Below are 14,344 nucleotides of genomic sequence, written 5' to 3' on the forward strand. Positions count from 1 at the left end.
TAAAAGACGAACGATATTTGTTTATCGTTCGTCTTTTATCTAAATTAAGGTACCTGTACAGTTTCAGCTTCATCTACCTCACGGCTAACCTTTTCTTCATCATCACGTTGCACAGCAATTGTGGCTTGGTCGCCTTCTTCAACGGTAACAGGGACGCTAATTGTCTCTTTATCATCTTCTGAGTCTAAAACAATCTGTTCATATTGCTCATTATCATGATCTGTATCTGTAAGCCAGACCGTAATTGTCTGACTCGATGAGCCTTGATCTTTTTCATCTTCACTATCTTCAGTATCTTCACTGCTATTGCTATCTTCACTGTCGTCGTTACCTTTAAAGGAAGCTTCTACATCCACCGTAAATTTCTTTGTCTCAGGCTCTTCTTCCTCACCTTTTGAAACAACCATATTCACTGTACTACCCTTATCTTCTGTAGAACCAGCCGAAGGATCTGTACTGATAACATCTCCTTCATCAACAGAATCGTCAAATTCTTCTTCCTTTTCCACTTTAAAACCAGCGTCTTCCAGTTTTTCTTCTGCTTTATTTTCAGAATCTCCTTTTACATCAGGAATTTCAACTTGCTCTTGTCCAGCACTTACAGAAAAAACAATAGGTGTATCTGAGGGGATTACTTCTTCACCTTCGCTTGGCGTTTGGTCAATAATCGTTCCGCTTGCTTGCTCGCTATAACTTTGCTGAATTTCTACTGAATTATCTTCTAGACCCATCCCTTGCAAGCTACTTCTAGCTGCATCTTCTGTACTGCCAATAAAATTAACCATAGATACCGGCGCAGGACCGTTACTTATAACAAATGATACTTCGGTTTCTTCCGGCACCACTTCTTCTCCTTCATCAGGCGTTTGACTAATAATTTGTCCTGCTGGGACTGAATCACTAAATTCTTCCTCTGAAGAAATATTACTTTCTTTAAATTCTAATTCTTTTAGTTTGTCTAGTGCGTCTTCATAAGTTTGTTCTGTATAATCATCCATTTCTACTTCTGGACTGCCAGAACTGATATATAAAACCACTTCTTGGCTTTGCTTGATCTCGGCGCCTTCTTGGGGACTCGTTTTAACGATCCGTCCTTCTTCTTGATCATCACTAGGATGTTCTCTTGTCTGAGCAGCCGCTTGTACCCCACTTTCGCGTAGTTTTTCTCTAGCCGCGGATTCCGTAAGACCGGCGACTTCTGGCACAGCTACTTCGTCTCTTGAACCAGCCAAAGAAAGATACGTGCCCAAGCCGATCATAGCGAGTATCGCAACAAAAATCGCTAAAAAAATTAACCATTTTTTCTTCTTTTTCTTAGGTTTTTTATTCTTTTCATCTTCTTCAGTTGCTTTAGCAGCTTCTGTATTTTCTTCTTCATTATTAGAGAGAGGGTTATCTGTAATTGGCGTTATTATTTTTGTGTCATTGTTCATTGCTTGCGGATGCCAAGCTGCTTCGTTCTGACGCTCTGGCGATAAAACTGTTTCTAAGTCTTTACTCATTTCTTCAACCGTTTTATAACGATCTGTAGGTTCTTTAGCTGTTGCTTTTAACACTACATTTTCCAGCGCTTGCGGTATACTTTCATCACGTTCTCTCAATGAAGGAATTTCATCTTGAAAATGTTTTAAAGCAATAGTGACTGCAGATTCACCATCAAAAGGCACACTACCTGTCAACATCTCATATAAAATAATACCAATAGCATAAATATCAGATTGACTTGTCGCCATACTCCCTCTTGCTTGTTCAGGTGAAAGGTAATGCACTGAACCTAACATACTATTTGTTTGCGTGATCGATGTTTCTGATAGGGCAATCGCGATGCCAAAGTCAGTGATTTTTACCACGCCTTCGTCATTTAGCAAAATATTTTGCGGTTTTAAGTCCCGATGGATGATTCGATGCTCGTGGGCTAAAGCAACTGCAGAAAGGATCTGCTGCATTATGTTGATAACAGCCGAATAGTCCATAGGATAATGCGTCTGGATGTAACGTTTTAAATCCATTCCCTTAACATATTCCATAACTAAATACTGCATTCCGTCTTCTTCTCCTACATCATAAACGGAAACAATATTGGGATGGACTAACTCGGTGGCGGCTAGCGCTTCTCTTTGAAAACGACGAATGGCGTCTTGATCATTTTGAAAATCATAACGCAAAACTTTAATGGCAACTTCTCGGTCTAAAATCAAATCATCAGCTAAAAAGACATTGGCCATTCCGCCCATGCCAACGTTGCCTTTAATTAGATATCGACCACTCAGTTTCTTGCCAATATCAAGCATCAGCAACACCTCCAAAGCTGATCATAAGCGCAGTAATATTATCAAGGCCCCCACGATCATTGGCAGCATCAATCATTTTTTCCACCGCTTCTTCAGCGTTCGGATTCTTTAAAATAAGTTGAGCAATTTCTTCTTCAGACACCATATTAGTCAAACCATCCGAGCACAAAAGCAAATAATCTTTAGCATCAATCAGATGCGAGGATACATCTACTTCAATTGTACCCGGCATTCCAACACATTGTGTCACAATATTTTTCTGTGGATGATTGGCAGCCATCTCTTTTGAAATTTCACCTGTTTTGACTAACTCATTAACCAGAGAATGGTCTTCTGTTAGTTGAATCAATTGCTTTTCAAGTAAAGTATAAATCCGACTATCTCCCACATGGGCAACAGTAAAATCATCTTCAAAAACAGCGACTGCTTCAATTGTAGTCCCCATACCAGCGAATTCAGGTGTCGCTTGGCCAGCTTGATAGATCGCAGCATTTTCCTCTTGAATTGTTTTAACTAACCACTTAGCGGCTTTCTCACTGTCTGTGATTTTATTTTTTTCCCATTGTCTTCCAATTTCATTGACTGCCGTTTTACTAGCAACATCACCAGCTTGATGACCGCCCATACCGTCAGCCAACATCGCAAGCGTATAGCCTTTTTTGTTTTCGAATACACCAACGTAATCTTGATTCGTATTTCGTATTTTTCCTACGTCGCTTTGAAAACTGATTTCCATTCCTTCACCTCATCGTTTTTTTCCGTAAACAACTGATAAAAAAACCGTCCGTATAATATTGATGCGGAAATATTGTTAACATTTTTTCTTTCAAACTAGCATTTAGTTTTTCATTCACAGTCACTTGTATCAATTCAAATTCAGGATGTTTTTGTAAAAACTGTTTAACCACTTCTTGATTTTCTTCTGGTAAAATCGTACATGTGCTATAAACTAATATTCCTGAAGGTTTTAAGCTTGGAGCAACACTTTCCAAAATCTCTAACTGAATCGCGCTTAAACTTTGTAAATCTTCCGGTTTTTTTACATATTTTATATCTGGTTTACGACGCATCAAGCCTAAGCCAGAACAAGGCGCGTCAACCAAAATTCGATCAAATGAAGATTGAGCAAATGTATCATTTACTTTTCTAGCATCTAGCTCCTTAGCTTTTACCACATCTTCAACATGCATTCGAATAGCATTTTCTTCAATTAACCGTACTTTTTGTTTATGAATATCAAGTGCAGTGACTTGTCCATGTTCTTGCGCAGCTAAAAATGAAGCAATATGCGTAGTCTTCCCGCCTGGAGCAGCGCAGGCATCCAGTACTTGATGCTTATTTTCAATTTGTAGAGCTGGTGCTACCAGCATAGAGCTTTCATCTTGAATCGTCAATAAGCCATCATGAAACAACTGACTTTTTGCGACAAAACCTTTCTTTGCTATAATACCATATTCAGAAATAGTACTTTCTATAGCTTCGATTCCTTCTTGGGCTAAATTTTCTATGGCCTGTTTTCGCGTCATTTTACGTGTATCTACTCTTAAACTTACTTGACTTGGAGAAAATAAGGAGATTCCTAATTGTTTGGTTTGTTCCATACCTATTTCTTCTACTAATCGTTTAGTTAGCCATTGTGGCATAGAAATTTGTGTGGCTAAACGTTTGATTGGATCATCTATTGTCGCAGTATCCGGTAAACCTTGCCGTTTAATATTACGTAACACACCATTAACAAACTTACCAATCCCTACATTTCCACGAACTTTGGCAATATCGACCGCTTCATTTAAAATCGCATGATCAGGAATTCGGTCAAGAAAATACAGCTGATATATCGATAATTCTAAAAGTAATTTTACCCAAGCGTCTATTTTTTTTGCATTTGCAATAAAGGGTTTCAAGTAAAACTCCAGCAATAGTTGGCGACTCACAGTTCCATAAACAAGTTCAGTCAACAATCGGCTATCTTTAGCACTCAGTTGCCCTTTTTTAATTTCTTCGTTTAAAAGTAAGTTAGAATAAGCACCGCCTTTTTGAATTCTTTCTAGCGCTTGTAAGGCCGCAAAACGAACAGTCTTTTTCGCATCATGACTCATTTTGTCCCACCTGTTCTCCAAGAGCTATGTTTTTACCTGCACCGTTTAAAAAGTTGGCAATCTTTTGTTTACTTCTTCCGGCAGGTTGTAATTCTTCAATTGCCAGAACCGTTTGCTGCCCACATGCGATCCATAATTGAGCCTTTTCATTTCGAACAATCGTAGCGGGTTTTTCATTTGTTCGTTCTTCTACAGGAGAAACCTTCCAAATCTTCCAGCGGTTCTCTTGATAAGTGGTATAGGCAATCGGCCAAGGTCGCATTCCTCTGACTTTTTGATCTATTTCAGTTGCTGTTTGTTGCCAGTCGATCGCTTCTTCTTCTGGCTTAATGTTAGGTGCAAAAGTCACTTGTTTTTCATCTTGTGCAACAGAATGTAAGGACCCATCCAAAATTTGCGGTAAAGCCTCAAGTAATAAGTCACATCCCAGCAAGCTTAATTTCTTAAACATTGTTCCCACATCATCAGATGATGTGATTGGTATGCTTTCTTGTGCATAGACACCACCAGCATCCATTTTTTTCACCATATCCATAATGGACACGCCTGTCTTAGGCTCACCATTTATGATCGCATAATGAACAGGAGCGCCTCCTCTATATTTAGGTAATAGTGAAGCATGAACATTCAATGCGCCATATTGGGGTATTTGCAATAATTTTTCAGGTAAAAATTGACCAAATGCCGCTGTAACAATAACGTCAGGCTGCAATCTTGCGATTTCTTCCATTTCTTTTGATCCACTTATTTTTTCTGGCTGTAAAATAGGAATGCCTAATGCTAAAGCTTTCTCTTTAACAGGAGAGGCGACAATCTTTTTCTTACGGCCTACAGGGCGATCAGGTTGAGTAACAACGGCTAGCACTTCGTAGCCAGCAGTTACCAAACCTTCCAAAATAGGAACAGAAAATTCCGGCGTCCCCATAAATACAATTTTTGTCATTTGGATTCTCCTTTAAATAAAGTTTACTGGTTCATTATCGATTGCTACATATAAACTCTTACGTTGGTCTTTTTGCGAATTATCAAGGATTTTTTTCAACATCTGAGAAAGAGCAGGCTCTTTTTTGTATTTTATAATCATTTGATACTGATAACGGTTCTTTACTCGCGCAATAGAGGCAGGCGTAGGGCCTAAAATAATACTATCAGAACTTAAAGCTGTTTTTAATTCCTGAGCGATTTGAAACATTTTTTTGGCAGCTATTTGTTCTTCCTGATGGCTACAAGTAATTTTTACCGTAAAATAATACGGGGAGTATCCACTTTGATGTCGCAAAAACATCTCTTGCTTATAGAATGTTTCATAATCTTGTTTTTGGGCTAAAACAATCGCATGATGATCAGGGTTAAAACTCTGGATGATCACTTCTCCCGCTTTTTCGGCCCGCCCAGCACGCCCGGCTACTTGAGTTAACAACTGAAAGGTACGTTCATTTGAACGAAAATCCGGTAAGTTTAAAGCCGTGTCAGCATTTAAAACGCCAACTAAGGTGATATTAGGATAATCCAAACCTTTAGCGATCATTTGTGTCCCTAATAAAATATCAGCTTCTTGTGCGCCAAATTTTTGTAAGATCCGTTCGTGTGCGCCTTTGCGTCGCGTAGTATCAACGTCCATTCTTAAAATCCGGGCACTTGGAAATAATTCTTGCAATTCTTCTTGTACTTTTTGCGTTCCTGTCCCATAATAACGAATTTTATTACTGCCACATTCTGGACAATGCTTGGGAATACCTTCTTCATGCCCGCAGTAATGACAGCGCATGGTTTTGGTATCCATATGCAAGGTTAAAGAAATATCACAATTCGGACAAGGAAGGACATAACCGCAATCTCGACACATGACAAAAGAAGAGTACCCTCTACGATTCAGCATTAAGACGGATTGTTCTTTTTTCTCCAAGCGATCTGCAATTTTTGTTTGTAATTCTTTTGAAAAATTGCTCATATTTTTTCTTTCATATTCTTTTTTTAAATCGACAATTTCTATACTTGGTAAATTTGCTGCCGGATCCGCCCGTTTACTCAATAAAAGCAAGTGATAGATATCTTTTTGCGCGCGAGCGCGAGATTCCAAAGACGGTGTAGCACTACCTAACACTACAGGACAATGATGATACTTCCCACGCCATATTGCTAAATCTCTGGCATGATAACGCGGCGCTTCATCTTGCTTATAAGAGGATTCATGTTCTTCATCGACAATAATTATACCAATATTTTCCAGGGGCGCAAAAATCGCTGAACGAGCACCTACTACAACTTGAGCTTCTCCACGTTCAATTTTACGCCATTCATCATAACGCTCCCCTTGACTCAAACCACTGTGCAATACTGCGACAGCATCTCCCAAACGGCTTTTAAAACGTTCTACCATTTGAGGGGTTAAAGCAATTTCTGGCACCAGCATAATGGCTGTCTTGCCTGCAGCCAATACTGTTGAAATTGACTGCAAATAGATCTCCGTCTTTCCGCTACCTGTAATTCCTTCTAGCAAAAAAACTTCATCTTTGGCTTTTTTTTCAGCCGCAAGTATTTTATCTACCGCTTGTTGTTGTTCGTTATTTAACGACAGGGCGGATGTTTTATTAAAGACTTTGCCTTGATGAGGATCGCGATAAGCCTCTACTTCTTCAAAAGACAACCAACCTTTCTTTTCTCCCTGCTTTAATACAGCTGTAGAAATGCCTTGTTTTGTAAAAAAAGCTGTCGGTTGATGAGCGTTATTTTCTAATAACTCAACTAACTGCTTTTGTCTAGCCGCTCGGTTGTCGATTTCTTGATAAATACCTGCTGCATTCCTTGGTGTCAAAAGACTATTAACATATCGGATTTTCTTTACCTTGTTTTTCTTTTTGACCACATAACGAAGTTCAACAATATTTTCTTCCCGTAATTTTTTCAGTTGGCGGAGTATGCCCATTTCTTCTGCTTCTTGCCAATCAATTTCATTACTTTCTAAAAAATACTGTTGTTTGGCTGGATGTGAAGGATCCTTTAGCACGATTTTTTTTTGGTACTCAGCTTTCATCACACTCGGCAACATAGTTTGTAGGCAAGTAATTTTAAAAGCATAAGTTGTTTCTTTCATATAATCTGCCAAAGCTAGTAATTCTTGATTTAAAACAGGAGACAAATCCAACATTCGAATAATTGGTTTAAGTTTTTCTTCATATGTACTTGTTTGGCTCAGCGCAGTCACAAAGCCTTGGATATGGCGATTTCCATCGCCAAAAGGAACTTCTACACGCATCCCAACTTCAATGACGTCCAATAGCTCATCTGGTACTATATAAGTAAATGGTTGATCGGTTTGCATGGTGGGTACATCCACAATAACTTCTGCAAATAATGGCATGCGATTTCTCCTTTCTGGTCTATTTTACTAAAATTACAGATGTTTGTCTTTATTAACTGATAAAATTAACGTTTAGCCCTATTTTTCTTTTACTTGCTTATTTATTTCTTAAAAAGGGAACTGTAATAAAAATCTTTAACAATAAATAACCGAACTATAAAGAAATTGTTGCTAACCTTCGATAGGTTCTTGTCGTCAATACACAACAAACAACAAATTTCATTAAATATAGTTCGGCTATTTTGTCTTATTTTACTTAAGTCACGATCCCTCAACAAGTGAAGTTTAGCTATCTTCACGCACCCGGTTTTCTAAATCTTTTTGTTCTTGTTCTTTTTGCGCTTGTTTTTCTTCTGCTTCCATTTGAATTCTTGCCCGTTTTAGTTCAGGGTTAGGATCATTAATCACTGTTTGGGCGTCAATTTCTTCTAATGCTTTACCAACATTTTTAACTGAATCAAAATTATCTAAAGTCGGATTTGCGCCAGCATCTAATTCATGAGCACGTTTGCTAGCTAATAACACCAAGGAATACTTAGAATTAATTGATTCTAATAAAGAATCAATTGAAGGTTTTAACATCATAATATTACAGCTCCTCTAACATTTTTCTATATTTTGCAATGACACGTTCCACCCGGAAGTGTTCACTGGATATGATACTCTTTATTCTTTCTACTGCTTTAGGTACTTCATCATTGACAACCGCATAATCATAAGAAGCCATCATTTCTATTTCTTCACGTGCAACTTTCATACGTTCATCAATTGTATCTTCTGAATCAGTCCCCCGTCCAGTAATCCGCAGACGTAATTCCGCTAAATCTGGCGGCGTTAAAAATATAAATACACCATCAGGTACTTTTTCTTTAACCTGTAAAGCGCCTTGAACTTCAATTTCCAAAAAGACATCTTTTCCTTTATCCAAAGTTTTTTGCACATAAGGTAAGGGGGTCCCATAATAATTACCTACATATTCAGCGTACTCTAACATTTGTCCTTTTTTAATCATATCTTCAAATTCTTCTTTTGTGCGAAAGTAATAGTCTTCTCCCTCAATTTCTCCAATCCGTTGTTTACGAGTGGTCATAGAAATTGAATACTGAAAGTCATTATCTTCACTATCAAATATTGCTTTGCGAACTGTTCCTTTTCCGACACCGGAAGGACCAGATAAAACAATCAATAATCCCCGCTCTGTCATAATGACGTCCTTTCCCTCTTGTCTTGCTTAACGTCTATTTTGCACTTTTTTTCTGCAACTTTCAAGAATAACTTTACTCTAAGAAGTACAAGAACTAAACGTTAGTATAACACTTTTTTAGTTGAAGCACTATTTTCAAAAATAATAAGTAAAAATTTTTAACTTACATATTAGTTACTGCTTTTTTTAACGCTTCAAATTCTTCGTTACTTAACGTGATTCCTTTTCCCATCTTTTCATGGTCAGGACCCCAATCACGTAAATCAAATTTGGGTGGACGTTCATTCCAACTGACAATATTTAATTCTTTACGCCAACCTTTGGCGTTTTCGGAGAGGACCGCAATCTCTTCTAAAATTTCATAGGAAAAATCTTTTGCCATATACTTCCCTCATTTCATTTGATATTCATTAATAACTACGCATTTTTTGCTATTTTCTTTTTCAAAAAAGAGAAAAATTTCACTGCAACAAATAATACCGCCGATTTTTCAATAAGACTTTCAGGTATTTTTATTCCCTTTTCTAAAAGTTCTTCAAAAAGCAAAAATTGCTTCTTTTTTGAAAGTAAGGAATAATTTTGATGAAAAATTTCAAGCCATTCTATAAAAGATAGTGTTACTTCAAAGGGCTGGGTGACATTTTCTTTGCCTTCAACTAAAGCCGCTAAAAATTGTGATTTTGTATAAATTTTGTTTGGCGGAAGTTCTAAAAAACGACCAATAAGTTCAACAAAAGCTTCTCCGGCTCTTTCTAAAGGGATCTTTTTTTCGTATAGCTTATAAAATTTCTGCCAAAATGCCTTGTCTTGTAACCAACTGACTTTTTGCGAAGATAAGGTTACAATAAATGCTTGCCATTCTGTCTGCCAATCTACTTCAGTAGTAAAAGTATACCAGAAACCAGTGTAAAAGTGGAAATATTTCATGGTTTCTAAATACCCTAATTGTTCATTTATTTTTGAACGGTGACTATCAAATATCAAAAAACTGCCTAATGACCAAGGAGAACGTAACGTAATTGTTGGTATATTTTCTGTAGCTATATTTTTTTTACGGATTCCAGGACCTTGGGCGTCTATACAAATACACTCTTTGGCCCCTTTTAAAAGAGCAACATCTAGTGGGAAATCATTACGATATCCACCATCAATATAGTCTTCACCTTTGATATTCATCGGTTGCATGGCAGGGAAAAAAGCTGCCGAGGCTGTCAACCATTTCCATGCATCTGTTGTTGGTTTGACAGCAACCACTTTTTCTTTTAGGCCCCGTAACCGTGTAGTACAAATATATAATTTTATAGAGGAAGCTAGCAGCGTTTTTGCGTCTAAATTTTGCTGCAACAAACGCTGCAGTGGTAAAGTACTAACTCCCTTGTCTTTAACTGCCGATAGCCCAAGAGAGCGTAGTTGCTGTCTTAATTGTTTAAACGAATGGTTATCATCTGCTGCTTTAGGAAAAGCTAGAATTTGTTCAGTACTGATCTTATACCAAATTCGCCTCGCCATATTTTCATCATCCATCATGATGAGCCCAGCATTTAATGCTCCTACAGAGGTACTAGTGATCATAGAAAAAGAAATATTCAATCTTTTTAATGCTCGCCAAGCACCAATTTGATAAGCCCCTCGTGCACCACCACCACTTAAAACCAAAGCAGTGTTATAACATAATTTCTTAGTTAATCCTTGTTTATCTGGCTGATAATTATTTGCTAATAACCACTCAAACAGCGGTCCTTGCGCAGAAAATGTTAAGTGAATAGTAGAAGTAAAGTAACTACGCGCAAAGCATTCGATTTTTTGTAAAATAGCATACCAAGAAATTTGACTAGGTTCACTACATAAAATATTTGTAATTTTCATTTGCCTTTCTGATAGCTTCATACTAAAAAAAACAACTTGCTTTTGTATTTCTATAGCCCAACAATCTTGTTTATAAATAGCATAAAACATGTTCTTTTGAGCAAGAGAATGTGTGTTATAAAAAGGGAAAACTAATTTTGTTTGAGTAAGAATCGGACGAACTTTCTCGAATTCAGAAACATACAGTTTTTTAAACGCCACATAAATCCCCCTATTTTTTGTTAGTCAATAAAAATTCCTGTTATTTACAATATAAATGATATTTTCAACTCGCTCAAGTTACTATATATTACTTAGTGTAATAAACATTTAAAAGAAACGAAACAAGCATTTTTCAAAAATTTATTGTAAAATATAATTAGGAGAAGCAAGGAAAAAGGAGGGATCTGCATAATGGCTGATTTTATCTATGTACATATTGACAATATCAGTAATGCTGTTTTGACCCAAGGTTTTTCTACTGCTGATTTTCATCAGGCTATTGTTCACCGCCCTAAAAACCTATTGTTGTTAGATCCTTCAAATGAACGGGGTGAATATGAAGCTCACACCGCAATGAAAACTATTCGCGGCAAGCAAGCCGTCGATAATTATTTCCAAGCAGTTGATAAAAAAAGAGTCGTTGGTACTAATAAATGGATTGATTTTACTGATGTTATGATGTTAAAAGAACTAACCCCCACTGAAATCTCAGAGTTATTGTATTTTGGTCATATGAAGACGCATCTTCATTCACCTTTTTTTTATAAGTTACAAAATAACTTTGCTTATTTTGAATTACAAGACGATTTATCTAAGGTTTACTATCGTTATTTAGATGAGTTTCATCAGGTCTTAGCACAAAAAATTACCCTTCTAACTTCAGGAACCTTAAATACACGACGTTCTTTGTTTCAAAAAAGTAAGGCAGTCGAGCCTCTACCTCTCAATATTGTCAAAACGTTGAGTGACTTTATGAAAGAAGGTTTGGTTTTTTCTTTTAAACAAACGGAGTTCCAAGATAGAACATATCAGATCCCGTTATTTTTAGTAGGAGACACTCATATTCGTATGGGGAGTCCTACGTTTAAAGATGATGCACTTATTGGACATTTAACTTATTATTCTTCCCAAAGAACTTGGGACCTTGATATCAATAAAAAAAATTGGGAATTATAAACATTGACAATCACACCATGGTCATAAAATGATTAAACGACGAAAAAAGCGGTTTATGCTTTCCCGTCGTTCTTATTATCATCATTTCTCTTTTTTGACAGTAATTTTTTCACTTAATTTCGCCCAATGGTTGGTAGGGCCGTGTCCGTGTCCAACGCTGATTCCATCTTCTATAGCACCTTGAATAAATGATTTAGCTGTAATAGCTGCTTCTTTAAATGATTTTCCTTTAGCTAATTCTGCTGCGATACAAGAAGAAAAGGTATCTCCAGTCCCGTGAGTATTGTTTGTTTGAAGACGAGGTGCACTAAGCCAAAAAGCTGTTTCATTTTCCATTAATACGAAATCTGTAGCTTCTTCATCCTCTGCATGTCCACCTTTAATAATCACATTTTTTACACCTATTTTTTGTAAAGACAATGCTGCTTTTTTGATTTCTTTTTTACTTTTTATCTTGCTTTTTGTTAATGCTTCAGCTTCCGGTAAATTAGGGGTAATAACATAAGCTTGTGGTATAAGCTCTTCTTTAATCGTTTGCACCGCTTCTTTTTGTAATAGTGGATGACCACCCTTTGCTATCATCACAGGATCTACCACCAAAGGACCAAAAGAAGATTTTTTATAATTATTAACAACCGTTTGTACATGTTCTTGATCAAATAACATCCCAGTTTTAGCCGCTCGGATATGAAAATCAACATCTAGAGAGGCAAATTGTGCATCAACAAAAGAACAAGCAACAGGACAACTTTCCTGTACACCCCTAGTATTTTGCGCCGTTAACGCAACAAGGATACTTGTACCAAAAACGTTTCTAGCTTGAAAAGTTTTTAAATCCGCTTGAACACCTGCGCCACCACCAGAATCTGACCCCGCAATTGTTACAACTTGTGGCGTTTGGTTTTCCATCTACTTTCCCTCCAATTGTGTAAATTTCGCCCTCATTTGTCCTACTTTTTCTCCAATATTACTAGCTTTCATTATCTCACTGACTACAGCTATCCCTTGGATATTTATGTGATTAAAATTAGTGATTCGTTCTTCAGTGATACCGCCAATAGCAACTACTGGAATTGATATCTCTTGTGTGATCTGTTGTAAAGTTTCAAATGAGGTCGTTTGTGCATCTTTTTTTGTTGTAGTCGAAAACATCGCACCAATGCCTAAATAGTCCGCACCGCTCATTTGTGCTTCTTGTGCTTGAGATACATTCTTAGCAGAAACCCCCAGAATTTTATCTCCAATAAGCTGTCTTGTTACTTCTGTCGGCAATTCATCATCACCAATATGTACACCAGAAGCGTCAACCGCTAAGCAAATATCAACTCGATCATCAATGATCAATGGAATTTGATAGTAGTCTGTTACATTTTTTACTTTTTGAGCTAAGCTGTAATATGCACTTGTTGTAAGCTCCTTTTCCCTTAATTGTACTAATGTCACACCATTTTTACAGGCTTCTTCGATCTTTTGTAAAAAAACTGACTCACTTTCGCCGTAACGACTAGTCACTAAGTATAAACTCGTATCTATTTTCATCGTTTTTCTCCTCTTGTTTGTCTAAACCAATGCTTATTTTCTTTTCCTAATAACGATAGTTGATTTAGCGTTTCATGTCGGAAATCTGCTAAACCTGTATTAGATGTTATTTTTTCACTAGCACGCTCTGCACAAATATTTAAATAACTTAATGCTAAAAGAACAGCCGATTCAGCATTAAATTGTATTCCTAGTAATGCTGCAATCAGTGCTCCTAATACATCGCCTGTTCCGATAAAACGTTGCAGCTTGTCCACACCATTTTCCATAATCCATGTGTTATCCTTTGTAACAATAATATCTTTTTTACCGGTGGCAAGATAAGTAGTAGCTAAATCTTCTTGTTTTAATGCTTTTACCAACTCTTCAAGTTCATCATCATTTTGATCTGATATACTACTATCAACGCCTTTACCTGTCGTTTTTAGTCCACAAAAAGCACGAAGCTCTGAAATATTTCCTTTTATAACATCAGGCTTTTGTCTACTTAACTGTTTTGACAGCTGATAAGCAGTAGGTGCACTCGTTACACCCACTATATCAACGACAAATGGTATTTGTTTAGAACTCATTTTCGCAGCAGTTAAAAGTGATTGCTCTCTTTCCTCTGATAAACTACCCAAATTTAACAATAAGCTATCTATTTTTTTTAAAAGTACAGGAAACTCTCTAACATCTGAGGTCATAATTGGTTGTGCATTAACATACAACAATGCATTAGCCATAGTTTCTATGGTGACATTATTCGTAATACAATGAACAAGAGAAGCCTGTTTTAATGGAAATACTTCTGTGGCCATTTCTGCAATATCTTTCATCTAACCAT

General features: G+C 36.9%; 13 protein-coding genes. 1 reads left to right on the top strand and 12 read right to left on the bottom strand.

From position 1 onward, the window contains the following. Positions 1-44: 44 nt before the first annotated feature. The 9 genes from pknB to C7K42_RS08190 form a co-directional block, all read right to left on the bottom strand. Entirely contained in the window at positions 45-2,291 is a 2,247-nt protein-coding gene (pknB, locus tag C7K42_RS08150; protein WP_103099856.1) for a Stk1 family PASTA domain-containing Ser/Thr kinase, read from the bottom strand. Further along, entirely contained in the window at positions 2,284-3,027 is a 744-nt protein-coding gene (locus C7K42_RS08155) for a Stp1/IreP family PP2C-type Ser/Thr phosphatase (protein WP_061839998.1), read from the bottom strand. The genes pknB and C7K42_RS08155 overlap by 8 nt, the downstream gene beginning before the upstream one ends. Positions 3,028-3,031: 4 nt before the next feature. Next, positions 3,032-4,390 (bottom strand): 16S rRNA (cytosine(967)-C(5))-methyltransferase RsmB, encoded by a 1,359-nt coding sequence (rsmB, locus tag C7K42_RS08160; RefSeq protein ID WP_061839999.1) that lies wholly within the window; start codon positions 4,388-4,390, stop codon positions 3,032-3,034. Beyond that, positions 4,380-5,333, bottom strand: coding sequence for a methionyl-tRNA formyltransferase (gene fmt, locus C7K42_RS08165; protein ID WP_069028489.1), 954 nt, complete (start codon positions 5,331-5,333; stop codon positions 4,380-4,382). The genes rsmB and fmt overlap by 11 nt, the downstream gene beginning before the upstream one ends. 12 nt (positions 5,334-5,345) lie before the next feature. Continuing rightward, positions 5,346-7,751: a primosomal protein N' gene (gene priA, locus C7K42_RS08170; RefSeq protein ID WP_103099855.1), complete on the bottom strand. Its 2,406-nt coding sequence runs from the start codon at positions 7,749-7,751 to the stop codon at positions 5,346-5,348. A gap of 285 nt (positions 7,752-8,036) precedes the next feature. After that, positions 8,037-8,336, bottom strand: coding sequence for a DNA-directed RNA polymerase subunit omega (rpoZ, locus tag C7K42_RS08175; RefSeq protein ID WP_069028487.1), 300 nt, complete (start codon positions 8,334-8,336; stop codon positions 8,037-8,039). A 4-nt stretch (positions 8,337-8,340) separates the two neighbouring features. Next, positions 8,341-8,955 (bottom strand): guanylate kinase, encoded by a 615-nt coding sequence (gene gmk, locus C7K42_RS08180; RefSeq protein ID WP_014123457.1) that lies wholly within the window; start codon positions 8,953-8,955, stop codon positions 8,341-8,343. A gap of 163 nt (positions 8,956-9,118) precedes the next feature. After that, positions 9,119-9,337, bottom strand: coding sequence for a YdbC family protein (locus C7K42_RS08185; RefSeq protein WP_061840002.1), 219 nt, complete (start codon positions 9,335-9,337; stop codon positions 9,119-9,121). Between the two features lie 35 nt (positions 9,338-9,372). Further along, positions 9,373-11,022 carry a patatin-like phospholipase family protein gene (locus C7K42_RS08190; protein WP_014123455.1) on the bottom strand — a complete coding sequence of 550 codons (1,650 nt, stop codon included), beginning with the start codon at positions 11,020-11,022 and terminating at the stop codon, positions 9,373-9,375. 192 nt (positions 11,023-11,214) lie between these two features. On the opposite strand from C7K42_RS08190, the gene C7K42_RS08195 reads away from it, so the two are divergent. Further along, the gene (locus C7K42_RS08195; protein ID WP_014123454.1) at positions 11,215-11,979 is read left to right on the top strand and encodes a hypothetical protein; all 765 of its coding nucleotides are present in this window, start codon (positions 11,215-11,217) and stop codon (positions 11,977-11,979) included. Positions 11,980-12,060: 81 nt separating this feature from the next. Here C7K42_RS08195 and thiD read toward each other — a convergent pair whose 3' ends face one another. From thiD to thiM, 3 genes are read right to left on the bottom strand one after another with little or no spacing between them, the layout of a single operon-like run. Continuing rightward, positions 12,061-12,888 carry a bifunctional hydroxymethylpyrimidine kinase/phosphomethylpyrimidine kinase gene (thiD, locus tag C7K42_RS08200; RefSeq protein WP_014123453.1) on the bottom strand — a complete coding sequence of 276 codons (828 nt, stop codon included), beginning with the start codon at positions 12,886-12,888 and terminating at the stop codon, positions 12,061-12,063. After that, complete coding sequence (thiE, locus tag C7K42_RS08205) at positions 12,889-13,518, bottom strand: thiamine phosphate synthase (RefSeq protein WP_014123452.1); 630 nt, start codon at positions 13,516-13,518, stop codon at positions 12,889-12,891. Beyond that, entirely contained in the window at positions 13,515-14,336 is an 822-nt protein-coding gene (gene thiM, locus C7K42_RS08210; RefSeq protein WP_014123451.1) for a hydroxyethylthiazole kinase, read from the bottom strand. The genes thiE and thiM overlap by 4 nt, the downstream gene beginning before the upstream one ends. Positions 14,337-14,344 lie beyond the last annotated feature (8 nt).

Source organism: Tetragenococcus halophilus subsp. halophilus DSM 20339 (genome assembly GCF_003841405.1).
Classification (GTDB): domain Bacteria; phylum Bacillota; class Bacilli; order Lactobacillales; family Enterococcaceae; genus Tetragenococcus; species Tetragenococcus halophilus.